Genomic DNA, 16,199 nt, shown 5'->3' on the forward strand with positions numbered 1-16,199 from the left:
AAAACGGTTACGAGCAGGTAAGGCAAGGCAGGAAAACGTATGACAATCGATCGAGCGGTCTGGCAAGGCCGTGTGGATACCGGCGAAACGGGCCACACACTGCGTCTGCATCAGGTGCTGCGCGACTACGATGCTTGCGACGCATCGGAAGTGGCGGGCGGCGCGGTGGTGCTGGGCTTTTGCAGTGACGAAGGCGTGCGCCGCAATCACGGACGTCAGGGTGCTGTGGCCGGTCCCGACATGCTGCGCCGGGCACTGGCGAGTCTGCCCGTGCAGGGCACGCCGTCCGTGTTCGACGGCGGCAACATCGTGTGTGCCGACGAACGGCTCGAAGCGGCGCAAGCCGCGCTGGGCCATCGTGTCGCCGAAGTGTTGGCGGCAGGGGCGCGTCCGGTGGTGTTGGGCGGCGGACACGAGATCGCTTACGGCACGTTCCTGGGTGTGGCAGAACACTACGGTGACCGTCTGCGCGACGAACCGATTCTGATTCTCAACTTTGACGCCCACTTCGATCTGCGCGCACAGCCCACGGCCAGCTCCGGCACGCCGTTCTGGCAGATCTCGCAGTTGCTGGCGGGCCGTCAGGCGCCGTTCCATTACGCATGTCTCGGTGTGAGCCGTTACAGCAACACCGACGCGCTGTTCGAGCGCGCCACCGCGCTGAACGTCGACTACTGGCTCGACTCGACGATGCTCGCGCACCGTCTGCCGGAAATGTGCGAACAGTTGGAGAAGAAGCTGGCGAAGGTGAGCCACGTCTATCTGACCATCGACATGGACGTGCTGCCGGGCGAGAAAGCCCCAGGCGTGTCGGCACCGGCAGCGCACGGCGTGGCGTTCGAAGTGGTGGAAGCGCTCATCGGCGTGGTGCGTCGTTCGGGCAAGCTGCGCGTGGCGGACATCGCCGAGTACAACCCGACGTACGACCGCGACGGCCTCACGGCACGTGTCGGTGCACGTCTGCTGCATCCGCTGATCACGCAGCTGCAGGGCTGAGCGGCGTAGCTACGGAGCGAGCGGGGCGTCACGCCCCGCGCAGTGCCTAAGGTTATTTGCGCCGTTCGCGGGACTTCTGCGCGACAATAGGGCGGGCGATCGAACTCTCGATCGCCCGCCCTATTTGTTTGGTGCACTGCGGCATGCCGGTCCGACGCAAGTGCGCACAATCGCAGTCGACAAGCGAGGTCAAGATGACAGAGCAGACGAACTCCCCGAGCGATACCCGTACCGAAGTCGCCACGCTGGCCGGTGGCTGTTTCTGGTGTCTCGAAGCCTGCTATCAACAACTGGACGGCGTGAAGTCTGTCGTCTCGGGTTACGAAGGCGGTCATGTCGACAATCCCTCGTACGAACAGGTTTGCGAAGGCGACACGGGCCACGCGGAAGTGGTGCAAGTGACCTACGACCCGGACGTCGTCACGTTCGAAGAAATCCTGATTGTCTTCTTCCAGATCCACGATCCGACCACGCTCAACCGTCAGGGCAATGACGTCGGCACGCAATATCGCTCGGCGATCTTCTATCACGACGACGCACAGAAAACGGCGGCCGAACATCTCATTGCCGAACTGATGGCGGAGATGACGTATCAGCATCCCATCGTCACCGAAGTTGTCGCGACGCAGACGTTCTGGCCCGCCGAGGCGTACCACCAGAACTACTTCCGTCAGCATCCCGACCAGGGCTACTGCGCGTATGTCGTCGCGCCGAAGCTCAAGAAATTCCGCGAGAAGTTCGCCCGCCGTTTGAAGTCGGCGGCATAAGTCGGCGGCATACGTTGGCGGAACAGGTCGCGCGCTGACGATCCCGCTCACAGGATCGTGCAGTTGTAGAGCGGGTCGTGCTCGCGCGACGGCGGATGAGCTGGATACGGAGGAGGCGGCGGCGGACCATTGTCCGCTACCGTACGACGTGCGCGCTGTGCGTCCGGCCCCACCGAAACCGGAATCCGGCCCCACGCGCTCCCGCTACGGCTTCGTAAGGGCGGCGGTTCTGCGCGCTGCCGACATCGTTCGATGTGCCCGATGAAGGTCGCGATACGGTGTTGCTGGTGCCGCGCATTTCTCAGTCGCTGATCCAATGGCACATCAGGCTTTGCCACGGCAGCCGCGATGGCTGCTGCCTCCGTCTTGAAGGGAGCCATGAGTTGTACGGACGACGGGAACGCCGTGCGCCTCATGGCTTCAAGCGCCTGAAGGGCTTCATCCGCCTCAAACGAATTAACCCCCGCCGCGCTGTAATGGAAGTCGAGAATGCGTCGGTGGTCGCGCAGGACTTCCGCCGCGTGAGGGCTGTCGTTGTCGAGGTAAGACAGTTCGCGCGCGCCTGCCTCATGTAAGGCGCCATCCTCCGGCGTATCGACGTCCGCAAGATCGGACAACTCGCTCCGCCCGATGGCCACGATCTGTGCGCCAACGTCATAACGTAGCGCCTCCAATGTTCCCGGCAGATGTTGCGGCTCGTCTCGGAGCAACGAGGGCAGTCCCAGCGATTTCAGCCTCGCTTCGAGCAACGCCGCGCCCCCCTCCGGATGCAACGCCAGCGCGGTCGCAACCGAATGCCGAAGCTCCGCATTGCGCGCATAGCGTCGTGACGGACATCCCTCCTTAGGCGTGACCAATGCCGCGAGCACGTTGTGCATGTAGTCATCCAAATGCACGCCCTGACACGGCGTTTCCGCCGGAACGGCCTGACTTTCCCTTGCCAACGACGCCGTGCGGATCGCGTGCCCTTCAGGCAGACGATTTCTGATGCTGGTGAACTGTGTTGCCGCACGGGCGTTGCCGGGTGCCTCGCCCGCCTGGACTTGCCAGTTCGACAATTGCGGCCAATAGCTCGGGAGTGATTGTGACGGGGCAGGCATGTAGTCCTCTCTCAAAGTATGTCGTTGCTGCGGTAACGCAATCGCCCGACGGGGCGCTGCGCTCGCGAGATCGTGCGAAGCATCAGAGAATTACGCAGGGACCGGTTTGCATCGTGTCCAGCGGTGAGACGGGATACACGCGCAATCCGCTGGCCCGGATGGAGCGAAGAGGGGGCCCCAGGCGTCGGCAACGCGTGAGGTGTGCAGTGAAATCCGAGAGTTGCGTTTCGTCTTGCCCGGCTTTGACATAGCCGGTCGGAGGTAGCGCCGTGTGGCCTCGCATTCCGGCGGCACGGTAGTGGAAATCGAGTATCGATGCGTGGTCCTCCCTGACCAGCGCGGCGACAGGGTCGCCCTTGTGAAGATGTGCCAACTCACATTCGCCTGCAAAACGAAATGCTGCGGCCTTGCCGTAGGCGTCGATCTCCGAGAATTTGAATCGCCCAAGACGAATAGCGTTGGCGCCTACGTCGTAACGCATCGCGTCAAGCGTCCCGGGCAAATATTTTCGGTCGTCGACCAACAACGAGGGCAACCCCAGCGCTTCGAGTTGTGCCGCCACACTCACGCCTTCGCCGTCCGGGTGAAGGGCCAGCATGTCGGCAAGTTCTGTACGAAGCGCGGCATTGCTTGCGAACGTTCGGGGCGCGCATTCGCCACGTGGCGTGACGAACTCGGCGAGTGCATTGGCGACGTATGTGTCGACCGGCGTCGGCTGGCATCCGAAAGCGCGGCGAGTTGATTTGTCCGAAGCCACTCCCTGACGCGTGGGCAACTCCTTGTCTGTGAGCGAGGCAGTGTTGTCGACCTCCTGCATTTCGATGGCGGTCGACGGGGGCGCATGTTTGGCACGGGATGTGGCCGACGCGTCGATGTTCCTGACTGCTTGCATTTCGATGGCGGCCGACGGCACGGCGAACTCAACGTTGGTTTTGGCCGCACGAGCCTGCGAAAGCGACATCCCAATAGCGATAAACGGCATGGTCAAAGCTCCCTGAGAGAGTGCATATCGTTGAGGAGGATGAGAGGGAAAGAGGCGGGACCTCGTGGGCAGTGCGAACGCCGACAGTCCGCTGCGTCTACCTGCGGACCCCACGAGCGTCTACCCGGCGACGCTCGCCGCGCCACCGGTCACTGAAGCGAACAGGATCAGACAGGGTTCGCCCACGTCGGCGGCATGCCCATAAGCGGCGTCGAAGTGATCGAAGTAGAACGCTTCGGCCGGGCTGGGCACTTGCTGCGTGACGATGGCGAATTGATGGTGATCGAAACGAATATCGAGATAGGTGAGGCTTGTGTAAAACCAGACGACGTATCCGGCATACGGCAATGTCTCGGGAAGTTCTGGAAGTGCGGCCGTTGTCTGGACCGCTTCCTGTGCGTCAGCCGATGTCTCGCCGCGTTGTGCGTTCAGCCAGCGTCGGTAGTCTTCGCGCGCAGGGCGATGTTTCATGGGCGTATCTCCAGAAAAGTGACGACGACGCTTTCCGAAGCGTCGAGCGATGGTGCGGCCGTTGTTAAAGCGCGGTTTTGGCGAATGCGCTGGGAATTGACGTATTTGCTGCGTTGCGCCGTCCGGCCAGGACACATCGATGATGCCCGCCGCGAGGTGAGGTGGGGTTGTGGCGCGTCCGAAAGGGGGATCGGACAATGCCCCGATTTGAGGGGATGGGTGGCAATGCGAGTCGTGGAGCGGACTTTTGTTGAATTTTTTATCTATATTCGTTGAATTTTTTTCGGTGGCGACTTCGCAACAGAAGGAGAAGCGGGGGATCGACGCAGAACAAGGCGTACCGGGGGCTTCCGGCTGGAAATGCGCGCCATGCATAACCGTTCATATATTCATTATTTTTCGCATAAAATGGCGGCTCCCCTCCATGAAGTCTTCAGGTAGTTTGCCGTGCGCCCCCTGCCTTTCCGCGATGCGTTGATGGCCATGATCGGCATCGCGCTCGTCAACATGCTGGTCGCCCTCGACCAGACCGTCGTCAGTACAGCACTTCCCTCCATCGTCGCCGAGCTCAAGGGTTTCGAGTATTACGCCTGGATTGCGAGCATTTACTTGCTGGCCTCCGTCGTGACCGTGCCGGTATTTGGACGGCTCGGCGATTACTTCGGTCGACGCAAGTTCGTCATCGCGTCGGTGCTGACGTTCACGTTCGCCTCGCTGCTGTGCGGCCTCGCTCCCAACATGCCGTTCCTCGTGTTCGCGCGCGGCTTGCAAGGCATTGGCGGCGGGATGATGGTCGGCACGGCGTTCGCGTCGGTTCCGGACCTTTTCCCGGATGCGCGTTCGCGTGTGCGCTGGCAAGTGGTGATCACCACGGCGTACGGCATCGGCACGGCGGCTGGCCCGTCGCTGGGCGGTCTGCTCTCCGAGCATTTCGGCTGGCGGTCCACCTTCTTCGTCAACCTACCGGTCGGGCTGGCGGCGCTGTACTTCGTGTGGCGCTATCTGCCGAAATTCCCGCCCGCCCATAAGGGTGACGTTCGCGTCGACTGGCGCGGCGCGCTCTGGATCGCGGTGGTGCTGGGCGGTTTTCAGGTGTTTATCGAGAGCGTGCCGGAGCACGGCGCATCTCTGGTCAACCTCGCGTTGATCGCAGCTGTCGCCATCGGCTTTTGGGCGTTGCTGCGCACCGAACGGCGCGCGACGCATCCGATCGTGCCGCTCGACATGTTCCGGCACCCGCAGCTCGTGGTGCTTTTCACGCTCTCCGTGCTGATCGGCTTCGTAATGTACTCGCTGATCTTCTTCGCGCCGCTGTTGTTGCAGGGCGGCTTCGGCCTCAGCCCGCAGGCCGCAGGGCTGATCGCGACGCCGATTGCCGCGTGCATCGCACTGGGCAGCTTCATCAACACGCCGGTGGTGGTGCGTCTCGCGCGGCCGACGAACATGCTCGTCATCGGCTTCTGCCTGCTGGCGGTCGCTTCGGCAGGGGTGGGGCTGGCGCACAACACGACGCCGCATGGCCTGCTTGCGTTGGCGATGGCCTGCGCGGGCATCGGTATCGGCTTCATCCTGAACAACATGAACGTGTTCGGGCAGGAAATCGCGGGGCGCGAGCGCTTCGGCATCACGACCGCGTTGCTGCAATCGACGCGCATGGTCGGTGGCATGCTGGGCACGACCATTGTCGGTACGCTGGTCAATCACTGGTACGCACGCGGTGTGGCCGGTGCCGTGACGAGCTACGACGGCACGCCCGCAGCGCACGCTGTGGCGCGCGCCCTCGATCCGCGCATTCTGATCGATCCGGCGTTGCGCGCCGACTTGCTGACGGACTTGCGTGCGATGGGCATCGACGGCCTGCCTCTGGTCGAAACGGCACGTCAGACGCTGGTGAACGCTGTGCACGCCGGTGTGCTACTCACGGGCGTGGCCGCAATTGTGGCGGCTTTGCTGGTGCGCCGCATTCGTCAGATTCAGTTCCCCAAGCGGGTCGACCGTACGGTCGTCGTTGCACCGGAATAGCACCGGAATCATCCGAATATCGTTCGGCGCTGTCCGACCGGACATTGCCGAACGGCGGAAAGTGGCCGGAAATCGGGGCGCAGACCGGGCAAAACGGTCTCAAACTGCCGGGCCCGGCCCGACCTCGTTTACAATGCGCGGTGTTTGCCGGGTGAGCCGGCATCACCGAATTTTGTGAACGAGGTTTCCATGATCATCAAGCCACGCGTGCGCGGCTTCATCTGCGTCACCACCCATCCCGTCGGCTGCGAAGCCAACGTCAAGCAACAGATCGAGTACGTGAAGGCGCAAGGCCCGATCGCGAACGGCCCGAAGAAGGTGCTCGTGATCGGCGCGTCGACCGGCTACGGTCTGGCCGCACGGATTACCGCCGCCTTCGGCAGCAACGCCGACACGCTGGGCGTGTTCTTCGAGCGCGCAGGCAGCGAGACCAAGCCCGCCACGCCGGGCTGGTACAACACCGCCGCCTTCGACAAGTTCGCCACCGAAAAGGGCCTCTACGCGAAGAGCATCAACGGCGACGCCTTCTCCAAGGAAATCAAGGCCAAGACCATCGAGACGATCAAGAACGATCTCGGTCAGGTCGATCTGGTCGTGTATAGCCTGGCCGCACCGCGCCGCACGCATCCGGAAACGGGGCAGGTGTTCAACTCGGTGCTCAAGCCGGTCGGCAAGTCGGTGACGCTGCGCGGCATCGATACGGACAAGGAAGTCGTGAAGGAGTCGGTGTTCGAACCGGCCTCGCAGGAAGAGATCGACAACACGGTCGCCGTCATGGGCGGCGAAGACTGGCAAATGTGGATGGACGCGCTGGCCGACGCCGGTGTGCTCGCCCCGGGCGCCAAGACGACCGCCTTCACGTATCTCGGCGAGAAGATCACGCACGACATCTACTGGAACGGCTCAATCGGCGCGGCCAAGAAGGATCTGGACGAGAAGGTGCTGGGCATTCGTGCGAAGCTCGCCCCGAGCGGTGGCGATGCACGCGTTGCCGTGCTCAAGGCACTCGTCACGCAGGCCAGCTCGGCGATCCCGATGATGCCGCTGTATCTGTCGCTGCTGTTCAAGGTCATGAAGGCCCAGGGCACGCACGAAGGTTGCATCGAACAGATCTACGGTCTGTACAAGGACAGCCTGTACAACGCTTCGCCGCTGCTCGACGAAGAAGGTCGCGTGCGCACCGATCAGAAGGAACTGTCGCCGGAAGTGCAGGGCGAAGTCTCGGCGCTGTGGGATAAGGTGACGAACGAGAACTTGTACGAACTGACGGACTTCGCGGGCTACAAGCACGAGTTCCTGCGTCTGTTCGGCTTCGAGATCGAAGGCGTGGACTACGACGCCGACGTGAATCCGGACGTCGCGATTCCGCACCTCGTCGCGTAAGCGATTCAAGCGCTTCGCGTTCGAATGACGATGGCCTGAGCCCGGCGTAACTGCCGGGTCAGGCCATTGTCGTTTCTGGCGTCTGCGACAACTCGGAAATGCGCTCGGCCAGCGCCTTGCACGACAACGGCGACGAGCCTTCGGCCTTGTTGTTGACGATGACGTAGACGGGGTGCCCGGCCATTGCATAGTGCGCGGCCAACGCGGCGAGCACGTCGCGCGTGGTCGGATCGGGATCGACGATTTTGTCGAATGGCGCGTACTTCGCTTTGGCTTGCTCGTACTTGTGACCGCTGTTCAGATTCCAGCGTACGACGAGCGGTCCCGCGCCCATCTCATCAAGCAATGCCAATGCGGCGGCCTGACGCTCCACATGCGGCATGCGCGCATGCAGACCGATGCAGTAACGCACACCCAGTTGCCCCAGCGCGCGCATGAGACGTGGCGTCAGCAGTGCGCCATCGCGAATCTCCAGTGCGTAGCACGGTCCGGGCGCTGCCGTCCCGTCGGGCAGCGTTTCGCCCTGAGGTAAGGGGGGAAGGGCGGAGAAAAACGCCTCGATGCGTTGAATCAACGTGGGGATGTCGCGCAGCAACTCGGTCGGCAACGGGGACACCTGAAACACGAGCACACCAGCCTTCGGCCCCAGCCCCGCGAGGCACGGCGCGACGAACTGTTCGGCGGCAATGCGCGCGTCGAGAAAGCACGGATTCGCGCTGAGACCTTCGCCTTTCTCTCCCCGCACGACGGCATCCGTCACGACACTCGGCGCTTTCACCAGGAAGCGAAAATCCTTCGGCACCTGCTCGGCGTACTTCTGGTACTCGACGATCGACATCGGCTTGTAAAACGACCGGTCGATGCCGACGCAACGCAGCACGGGATGACTGGCGTACGCGGTGAGTCCCTGACGTGAGAGTTTGGTGTCGCTGTAATCGTCGTCCCAGACAATGCCCTTCCAGCCCGGGAACGACCACGACGAGGTGCCAAGACGGATGTTGCCGGGCAGCCGTTCGCCCAGCGTTTGCACTTCGGGCGGGAGGTCGGCCGCGCCGACGCCGCCGCGTGAAGGGCGTTGACCTGGACGTCGACCCTCGGCGCCGGGGGCTGCGGCAGTAGAAGCGGACTTGCCGTCGACCTGCCCGGCACCTCCGCCTGGCGGCGGATCGTCAGGCGGCGTGCCGAACAGATCGATCTGACTCATGGATTGTTGCGATTCTCGTACATGTAACGGCGCGACCACGGAAGCTGCTTCGCCGATTGTCCTGCCTTGCGGCACACGACCTGATAGATCGAGACGTGATCGTGCTCGAACGCATAGGCGCAACCCGCAAGATACACGCGCCAGACACGGAAGCGCTCTTCACCGGCCAGTTCGCGCAGACGCGGCGCATTCGCTTCGAAGCGCTCCGACCACCGCGTGAGCGTCTGGGCGTAGTGACGGCGCAGACTTTCCACGTCGCTTGCTTCCAGTCCGCCACGCTGCATCGACTCCAATGCCAGGCTAATGTGCGGCAGCTCGCCGTTCGGGAACACGTACTTGTCGATGAACTCGCCGCCACCCATCGCCGTCTCGCCGCTGTCGGGATCCGTCGACGTGATGCCGTGGTTCATGGCGACGCCGTCGTCCTTGAGCAGCGCAGCCATCTTCGCGAAGTAGTCCTTCAGATTCTTGCGCCCGACGTGCTCGAACATGCCCACGCTCGTGATCCGGTCGAACTGACCCTCCACGTCGCGGTAATCCTGAATGCGGATCTCGATCTTGTCTTCCAGCCCGAGCTTTTTGACACGTTCGGTCGCCAGTGCGAACTGATTTTCCGAGAGCGTCACGCCGAGGCACTTCGCCCCGAACTTCTGCGCGGCACGAATCACCAGTGCACCCCAGCCACAGCCGATATCGAGCAGCGTCTGGCCGGGTTGAAGTCCGATCTTCGTGAGGATGTGATCGATCTTCTTCTCTTGCGCCGTGTCGAGGTCTTCGTCGCCATTTTCGAAATAGGCGCACGAATAGACCATGTTCTTGTCCAGCCAGAGCTGGTAGAACTCGTTCGACACGTCGTAGTGGAACTCGATCGAGCGCTTGTCGGACTTCTTGGAGTGATTGAAGTGACGCACGGCCCGCTCAAGCGGACCGAGGGTCGTCAGACTGCTGCCCGCGAGCGCGTAGCTCATGTCGATGACGTCGGCCAGCCGGCCTTCGACATCGATCTCACCCTTCACATACGCCTCGCCGAGATTGTCGAGGCTTGGACTCAGTAGACGCGTCATGGCCGCAGGACCATTGATGCGCAACGTTACGCTGGGGTTATCGAAGGCACCAAAATCGTAATGCTGACCGGTCCAAAGCGCGAGGCGAATGGGCAGGTTCGAAGAGGTCTTGACGCCGCTGACCCAGTTTTCGAGTTTTTTCTCCCACAACATGGATGTGCTCCAAGTGTCACCAAAAAAACTTTCATCCGTACCGTCGGCACGGTGACGTCTCCTCGTCAAACGGGCGGGCAGGCGTACCGCGTCGGCGTAGCCGACACAACAACGTTCAGGGGGACAGGCGCGCGATGCGCCACGCTCCATCGGCAAGCCGGAAAAATTTGATGCGATCGTGCAGGCGCGATTCGCGACCCTGCCAGAACTCGATGGTTTCCGGCACGAGCCGGTAACCACCCCAGTGCGGCGGGCGCGGCGGGGCGTCGCCGAACTGGCGCCGGAAATCCGCTTCGCGTTGCTCGATGATGGTTCGATCGGCCACTTCGGCGCTTTGCACCGAGGCCCACGCGCCAAGGCGGGAACCCACCGGGCGCGAATGGTAATAGGCGTCGCTTTCTTCTGCGCTCACTTTCTCGACACGTCCCTCGATACGCACCTGACGCTCAAGTTCGATCCAGTGAAACAGCAGGCAACCGTACGGCGTGGCCGCCAGTTCCTGACCCTTGCGAGACTCGTAATTCGTGAAGAACGTGAACCCGCGCTCGTCGGCACCCTTGATCAGCACGATCCGTGCATCGGGGCGGCCGTCCGGCGTAACAGTGGCGAGCGTCATGGCGTTCGGCTCGGCCAGTTGGGCGGCGAGCGCTTGCTCAAACCAGAGTCGGAATTGGTCGAACGGGCTGGACGCGACCTCGGTCTCCGAAAGTGAGCCGAGGGCGTAGTTTTTGCGCAGGTCCGCGAGAGAAAGCGTCTGGGTCACGACGATCGTAATCGGTCTGGTGCGTTGGGGGTTGCGACACAGTATAGCGAAGAGTTAGGGAAATTGCGCACGTGGCGATTTGTCACATCGTGCGCGCAACGATCCGCCGAATGCCCCGTGGAATGGGCATCTCACGTTATGTGCTTGATATTTAATGAGTGAAGTATTTCCGTCGGGGGCCGCTCCCTGTCCCGAAAAGCACCCTGGAAGGCGACGGCAAATCCATCACGTTGGCATGGGCATTGCTTAGAATTTTGTGTGCCGTTGGCCGTGCCATGCCCATGCAACGCGAAGCGGTCAGGGTTTCTCGCTTCCAGAGCCGACGGCGGCGGCTGACGGTGACGACTGCGGCGTGCGCCCCCGGCCGCCAGACTTACTGCCGGATGTGTTGCCCGGTCCGGTGCCGGTGCCATTGGCGTCGGGCACCGGTTTGACGTTGGCGGGGTTGCGGCTCGGCGGGTGTTGCAGCTTGGCCAGCAGTTCGCCGCAAGGGCTGTCCTTGCCGGGGCCGAGTTCGAGCAACGGCACGAGCGCGGTGTACGGGGCGAGCACGCCCAGTGCAATCGCGCCGCCCGCACGGGCCACCAGCGTTGGCACGTTCACGCCCACGTCCGGATGCTTGAAGGTGCCGCGCACATACAGCGGCGAGCGCAACGACAGCAGGCCGAAGTGCTTCGGCTCGGGCCGGATCGTCAGGTTGAAATGTTCGCGCTTGAGGTCCACCTGACCCGTCACCCCAATGCTCGTGTCGTCGGTGTCGATCACGAAAGTGCGGGCGTCCATCAGGCCGTCGCGCACGGCAAAGTCGGCGGCGGCGCAGCGCATTTCGATCTGCTTGTCGCCGAAGAGCTTCGTCAGCACGATGTTGCCGACGTTAAGGCCCATGTATTGCAGCAGCAGCTTGCTGACCGAGCCACGGTCGATGAGCGTCTTGATCTCGCCGTTCGACGAACCCGCCAGTGCTGCAATCGAGTTGCCGGTGGCGGTGAGGGCCGCGTCGCCATTGACCTCGCCGACACTCGTCTTCATCAGATCGACGTCGGGCAGCAACTGCTTCATCTTCAGATGGCGCAGCGAGACCTGCGAATCCACCTTCATCGGTTCGGCCTGTCCGTTGAGGACGAGCGTCGATGTAATACGCCCACCTGCCACGCCGAATTCCAACGGACGCAGCGAGAGCACGCCGTCGTCCAGTACGAGATGCGTGACGAGATTGTCGATCGGCAGGCTCTTGTCCTTGATGATCTTGCGACCGGTGAATTGCACGTCTGCGTCGATGGCGCGCCAGCGGTCCGTCTTGAATGGATCGACCGGCAGCACCTTGTCGGACGGCGGCGCTTTAGGCTTGCCGGACAGGTCGCTGCCGCCCGACGGATTCTGTCCGCCGATGGCTGGCCCCAGATCGACCAGACGCAATTGATTCGAGACGACCGCGCCTTGCAGAATGTTGCGCGGCTGGCGTTGACGGAACACGAGCGTGCCCGAGAGATCGCTCTGGCCGACCTTGCCCTGGAAGCGCTCATATCGCCAGACACCGGCGGTATGCAGCAGGTGCCCGTTGGTCTCGTAAGACGGCGTCTCCGGCAGCAGCACGCCGGTGATCGGATAAAGGTCAGCCATGGTCGGTCCGGCCAGACGCAGATGCATGTCGAGTGCAGACAGGGTGGCCGGGTTCGTGAACGTGCCGTTGGCAGCGATCTGCGTGCGACCAATGCGCACGCTCGCGTCGAGCGGATAGGGCTCGCCCGAGTCTTCGAGCGAAAGGACGTCGCCGCCACGCCCCTTGCCGGTGACGGCAACCTTGCGGAACGTGCCTTTCAGGGCGACGCCGATGCCGTACGGTGCCTGACCGTCGATGGTCGCGATGTTGGCCGTCAGATCGAGTTGCTGCGGCACGAGATTGGCGCGCACCACGCCATCTTCGAGGATCAGACGTCCGATGCGGAATTTCCACGGCGACGGTTGGCCGTCGCCCTTCGTGAAGGTCCAGTTGTTGCGCCCGTCCGCCTGCTGCTCTATGACGACCTTCGGCGCGGACAGCGCCACTTCGGGGAGCACGATGTGCTTGTCGAGCAGCGGCAGCCATTCGAGCGAGAACGTGAGTCGGCCGACGGAGACCATGTTCGGCTCCTGACTCCACGCAACGTTGCCTAACACGATATCATTCGCGATCAGGCGAGGCCGCGGCAGCCAGCGCCCCAGACCCGGGGCCTGCGCATTCGGGGCCAGCCAGTGCAGCGAGAGGTCGCCCCGGATGGCAAACGGGCGGCCCGTCGCGGTGCTCACCTCCCGGTTGATAAAGGGCCGGGCGTAGTTCCAGTCAAACCACGTGATGAACGCCGCGAATGCCAGCACGATGGCGACTATCGTGATCGCCAGCCATTTCAAGGACGTTACCCATCGCATCATGAACAGTACCCCGTCGATCGTTGTAGCTCCGGTGCCTGCCACGCCATCGGAGAAGGATTATGACGCGAACCGCCGTTTCGGCGGCCTCGCGCGCTTGTACGGTGACGACGGTCTCGCGCGTCTGCGTGAAGCCCACGTGGCCGTCATCGGCATCGGCGGCGTTGGCTCGTGGGTCGCCGAAGCGCTGGCACGCAGCGCTGTGGGCCGACTCACGCTTATCGATCTCGATAACGTCGCCGAAAGCAATACCAATCGTCAGGTGCACGCACTCGATGGCAACTACGGCAAACCCAAAGTTGCCGCGATGGCCGAACGGATCATGGCCATCAATCCTGGTTGCCAGCTTACGCTCGTCGAGGACTTCGTCGAACTGGAAAATCTCGACGCCATGTTGGGCGGTGGCTTCGACTGGGTGGTCGACGCCATTGACAGCGTTCGGGTGAAGACGGCGCTCATCGCATGGTGCGTGGCGCATAAGCAGCGTCTGATCACCGTAGGCGGTGCAGGCGGTCAGATCGATCCGACACGGATTCGCATCGACGATCTCGCCCGCACGATCCAGGATCCGCTGCTTGCGAAAGTGCGTGCGCAATTACGCAAGCAACATGGATTTGTCCGTGGTCCGAAAGCCAAGTTCAACGTGCCGGCCGTGTACTCGGACGAGCCGCTGCAATATCCGGAAGCGGTGTGCGCGCCGGGCGAAACGCCCGATGCGGCTACGGGACCGCAGGGCCTGAATTGCGCGGGTTTCGGTTCGAGCATGTGTGTCACAGCGACGTTCGGCATGGCAGCCGCTGCTCACGTTTTAAAGCTAGTGACGAAGGTCGGACGTTGAAATGGGTTCGGTGCGGGCACTCACGTGCCCGAGATTTTCCCAAGCCTCGCGCGTGGCGTCTGTAACCAAAAGTTACGAAAGGGTAGCGATCGATGGCTGGGCGCTGAGCGGCTTGTAGGAAATACCTTTCGATCAGTCTCTCGATTTCCAAAACAACAACGGCCGGAGAATCTCCGGCCGTTGTTGTTTGTGGCGCGTTGTTTCGTTATGCATAACGTCACAACGTGAATGCGGCACTGCCGCAATGAAAACGTCTCAGCGTAACTCGCGACGCAGCACTTTGCCGACGGGCGTTTTCGGCAGTTCGGTGCGGAACTCGATGACGTGCGGCACCTTGTAGTTCGTCAGATGCTGACGGCAGAAGTCGATGATGGCCTTCTCCGACAGGTCCTGCGACTTCTTGACGATCACCGCCTTGACCGCCTCACCGGTCCGCTCGCTCGGCACCCCAACGACTGCCGATTCCAGCACGCCCGGGCACATCGCGAGCACGCTCTCGACTTCGTTCGGATAGACGTTGAAGCCCGACACGATGATCATGTCCTTCTTGCGATCGGTAATGCGCACGTAGCCTTGTTCGTCGATCGTGCCGATGTCGCCGGTGCGCAACCAGCCGTCCGGCGTAATGGTCTTGGCTGTCTCGTCGGGGCGGTGCCAGTAGCCCTTCATGACTTGCGGGCCGCGCACGCAGATCTCGCCTTCCTGGCCGAAGCCCAGCGCTTCATTCGCATCGTTGCGAATGCTGACTTCGGTCGACGAAATCGGCAGACCGATGGAGCCGTTGAACTCGCTGCCGAGCGGGTTGATACACACGGCAGGCGACGTCTCCGTCAACCCGTACGCCTCGATCAGCGGGTGCCCCGTGACGTTCTGCCAGCGTTCGGCCACCGCGCGCTGCACGGCCGCGCCACCGCCCAGTGCGCACTTGAGCGCGGTGAAGTCGAGCTGATCGAACCCCGGGGTGTTGAGCAAGCCGTTGAACAGCGTATTCACGCCCGTCATGAACGTGAACTTCCACTTGCCCAATTCCTTCACGAAGCCGGGCATGTCGCGCGGGTTGGTGATGAGCAGGTTGAGTGCGCCGAGCTGGAGGAACACCAGGCAGTTCGCCGTCAGACAGAAGATGTGATACAGCGGCAACGCCGTGACAATGATCTCCTTGCCTTCTTCGAGACCCGAGCCGATCCACGCGCGTGCCTGCAACATGTTGGCGATCATGTTGTAGTGCGTGAGCATCGCGCCCTTGGCCACGCCGGTCGTGCCGCCGGTGTACTGGAGGAAAGCGATGTCGTCGTGACCGAGCTGCGCTTCGTCCAGCTTGGCGCGCGCGCCTTGTGCCATGGCAGTGCGGAAGGGCACAGCGTGCGGAATATTCCACTCGGGCACCATCTTCTTCACGTGACGCACGACATAGTTCACGATCCAGCGCTTCGGTGCGGGCACCATATCGCCGATGGCCGTCGTAATGACGTGCTTGACCGGTGTATTCGGCAGCGCCTTTTGCAGCGTGGCGGCGAAGTTCTCGATCACGAGGATCGCGCCGCAATCCGCGTCCTTCAATTGATGTTCGAGTTCACCTGCCGTATAGAGCGGGTTGACGTTCACGACGACCATGCCCGCGCGCAGGATGCCGAAGACGGCTACCGGATACTGGAGCAGGTTCGGCGACATGATGGCCACACGCGAACCGCGTTGCAATCCGGGCAGGCTTTGCAGATACGCGGCGAAGTCGCGCGACTTGCGCTCGAGGTCGGCGAAGGTCAGCGTGACACCGAGATTGGTGAACGACGGACGATTCGCGAACTTCTGGCAGCTTTGCAGGAACACATCGTTCAGCGAACGATAGGTGTTGACGTCGATCTCTGCCGGTACGCCGGGCGGATAGCTTTTGAGCCAGACTTTATCCATGAGCGCCTCCTTGGACTGGTTTTTATCGCATCTGGCGCGCCGGGGGAAGTACCAGTGAAAAAGTACAGGGCGACCGATGCATCGTTTCATCGCATGTCGTGTGGGGGTGCGAGCGGGGCGTCTCCTTGCCCGATTCTGCCTC

The 16,199-nt window shown here is 62.4% G+C and carries 13 protein-coding genes; 5 read left to right on the top strand and 8 right to left on the bottom strand.

Annotated elements, in window-relative coordinates; translation table 11 throughout:
• The first annotated feature begins 39 nt into the window (after nt 1-39).
• Together hutG and msrA are read left to right on the top strand one after the other, a co-directional pair.
• Nucleotides 40-996 carry a formimidoylglutamase gene (hutG, locus tag ACIQWO_RS12490; protein ID WP_402824014.1) on the top strand — a complete coding sequence of 319 codons (957 nt, stop codon included), beginning with the start codon at nt 40-42 and terminating at the stop codon, nt 994-996.
• 194 nt (nt 997-1,190) lie between these two features.
• Nucleotides 1,191-1,763, top strand: a complete 573-nt coding sequence (gene msrA, locus ACIQWO_RS12495) for a peptide-methionine (S)-S-oxide reductase MsrA (protein WP_402824017.1) — start codon at nt 1,191-1,193, stop codon at nt 1,761-1,763.
• A gap of 47 nt (nt 1,764-1,810) precedes the next feature.
• On the opposite strand, the gene ACIQWO_RS12500 is transcribed toward msrA, so the two are convergent.
• The 3 genes from ACIQWO_RS12500 to ACIQWO_RS12510 form a co-directional block, all read right to left on the bottom strand.
• A complete protein-coding gene (locus ACIQWO_RS12500) occupies nt 1,811-2,863 on the bottom strand; it encodes a hypothetical protein (protein WP_402824020.1) in 1,053 nt (350 codons plus the stop codon).
• Between the two features lie 82 nt (nt 2,864-2,945).
• Nucleotides 2,946-3,845 (bottom strand): hypothetical protein, encoded by a 900-nt coding sequence (locus tag ACIQWO_RS12505; protein WP_402824023.1) that lies wholly within the window; start codon nt 3,843-3,845, stop codon nt 2,946-2,948.
• Between the two features lie 120 nt (nt 3,846-3,965).
• Nucleotides 3,966-4,316 carry a hypothetical protein gene (locus tag ACIQWO_RS12510; RefSeq protein ID WP_402824026.1) on the bottom strand — a complete coding sequence of 117 codons (351 nt, stop codon included), beginning with the start codon at nt 4,314-4,316 and terminating at the stop codon, nt 3,966-3,968.
• Between the two features lie 483 nt (nt 4,317-4,799).
• Between ACIQWO_RS12510 and ACIQWO_RS12515 the strand changes: the two genes are divergently transcribed.
• Together ACIQWO_RS12515 and fabV are read left to right on the top strand one after the other, a co-directional pair.
• Nucleotides 4,800-6,338, top strand: a complete 1,539-nt coding sequence (locus tag ACIQWO_RS12515; RefSeq protein WP_150739520.1) for an MFS transporter — start codon at nt 4,800-4,802, stop codon at nt 6,336-6,338.
• Between the two features lie 189 nt (nt 6,339-6,527).
• Nucleotides 6,528-7,721, top strand: a complete 1,194-nt coding sequence (gene fabV / locus ACIQWO_RS12520; RefSeq protein ID WP_402824029.1) for an enoyl-ACP reductase FabV — start codon at nt 6,528-6,530, stop codon at nt 7,719-7,721.
• Nucleotides 7,722-7,779: 58 nt separating this feature from the next.
• Here the strand turns inward: fabV and ACIQWO_RS12525 are convergent, their stop codons facing one another.
• The 4 genes from ACIQWO_RS12525 to ACIQWO_RS12540 form a co-directional block, all read right to left on the bottom strand.
• Nucleotides 7,780-8,925, bottom strand: a complete 1,146-nt coding sequence (locus ACIQWO_RS12525; RefSeq protein WP_402824032.1) for a DUF72 domain-containing protein — start codon at nt 8,923-8,925, stop codon at nt 7,780-7,782.
• Nucleotides 8,922-10,142, bottom strand: a complete 1,221-nt coding sequence (locus ACIQWO_RS12530; RefSeq protein ID WP_402824035.1) for a class I SAM-dependent methyltransferase — start codon at nt 10,140-10,142, stop codon at nt 8,922-8,924. Before ACIQWO_RS12530 ends, ACIQWO_RS12525 begins: the two co-directional genes overlap by 4 nt.
• A gap of 115 nt (nt 10,143-10,257) precedes the next feature.
• Nucleotides 10,258-10,905 carry a pyridoxamine 5'-phosphate oxidase gene (gene pdxH / locus ACIQWO_RS12535; RefSeq protein ID WP_402824038.1) on the bottom strand — a complete coding sequence of 216 codons (648 nt, stop codon included), beginning with the start codon at nt 10,903-10,905 and terminating at the stop codon, nt 10,258-10,260.
• A 297-nt stretch (nt 10,906-11,202) separates the two neighbouring features.
• The gene (locus tag ACIQWO_RS12540; protein WP_402824041.1) at nt 11,203-13,314 is read right to left on the bottom strand and encodes an AsmA family protein; all 2,112 of its coding nucleotides are present in this window, start codon (nt 13,312-13,314) and stop codon (nt 11,203-11,205) included.
• Here ACIQWO_RS12540 and tcdA point away from each other — a divergent pair.
• Nucleotides 13,313-14,149 carry a tRNA cyclic N6-threonylcarbamoyladenosine(37) synthase TcdA gene (gene tcdA / locus ACIQWO_RS12545; protein ID WP_402824044.1) on the top strand — a complete coding sequence of 279 codons (837 nt, stop codon included), beginning with the start codon at nt 13,313-13,315 and terminating at the stop codon, nt 14,147-14,149. The genes ACIQWO_RS12540 and tcdA overlap by 2 nt on opposite strands.
• Nucleotides 14,150-14,404: 255 nt before the next feature.
• Here tcdA and ACIQWO_RS12550 read toward each other — a convergent pair whose 3' ends face one another.
• Nucleotides 14,405-16,057, bottom strand: a complete 1,653-nt coding sequence (locus ACIQWO_RS12550; RefSeq protein ID WP_402824047.1) for an AMP-binding protein — start codon at nt 16,055-16,057, stop codon at nt 14,405-14,407.
• Nucleotides 16,058-16,199: the final 142 nt, after the last annotated feature.

The organism is Pandoraea sp. NPDC090278, assembly GCF_044772185.1.
Classification (GTDB): domain Bacteria; phylum Pseudomonadota; class Gammaproteobacteria; order Burkholderiales; family Burkholderiaceae; genus Pandoraea.

What these genes read in the sequence shown, in the direction of transcription:
- hutG (WP_402824014.1), top strand. Translation starts at nt 40, where the DNA reads ATGACAATCGATCGAGCGGTCTGGCAAGGCCGTGTGGATACCGGCGAA.
- msrA (WP_402824017.1), top strand. Translation starts at nt 1,191, where the DNA reads ATGACAGAGCAGACGAACTCCCCGAGCGATACCCGTACCGAAGTCGCC.
- ACIQWO_RS12500 (WP_402824020.1), bottom strand. Translation starts at nt 2,863, where the DNA reads ATGCCTGCCCCGTCACAATCACTCCCGAGCTATTGGCCGCAATTGTCG.
- ACIQWO_RS12505 (WP_402824023.1), bottom strand. Translation starts at nt 3,845, where the DNA reads ATGCCGTTTATCGCTATTGGGATGTCGCTTTCGCAGGCTCGTGCGGCC.
- ACIQWO_RS12510 (WP_402824026.1), bottom strand. Translation starts at nt 4,316, where the DNA reads ATGAAACATCGCCCTGCGCGCGAAGACTACCGACGCTGGCTGAACGCA.
- ACIQWO_RS12515 (WP_150739520.1), top strand. Translation starts at nt 4,800, where the DNA reads ATGATCGGCATCGCGCTCGTCAACATGCTGGTCGCCCTCGACCAGACC.
- fabV (WP_402824029.1), top strand. Translation starts at nt 6,528, where the DNA reads ATGATCATCAAGCCACGCGTGCGCGGCTTCATCTGCGTCACCACCCAT.
- ACIQWO_RS12525 (WP_402824032.1), bottom strand. Translation starts at nt 8,925, where the DNA reads ATGAGTCAGATCGATCTGTTCGGCACGCCGCCTGACGATCCGCCGCCA.
- ACIQWO_RS12530 (WP_402824035.1), bottom strand. Translation starts at nt 10,142, where the DNA reads ATGTTGTGGGAGAAAAAACTCGAAAACTGGGTCAGCGGCGTCAAGACC.
- tcdA (WP_402824044.1), top strand. Translation starts at nt 13,313, where the DNA reads ATGAACAGTACCCCGTCGATCGTTGTAGCTCCGGTGCCTGCCACGCCA.
- ACIQWO_RS12540 (WP_402824041.1), bottom strand. Translation starts at nt 13,314, where the DNA reads ATGATGCGATGGGTAACGTCCTTGAAATGGCTGGCGATCACGATAGTC.
- ACIQWO_RS12550 (WP_402824047.1), bottom strand. Translation starts at nt 16,057, where the DNA reads ATGGATAAAGTCTGGCTCAAAAGCTATCCGCCCGGCGTACCGGCAGAG.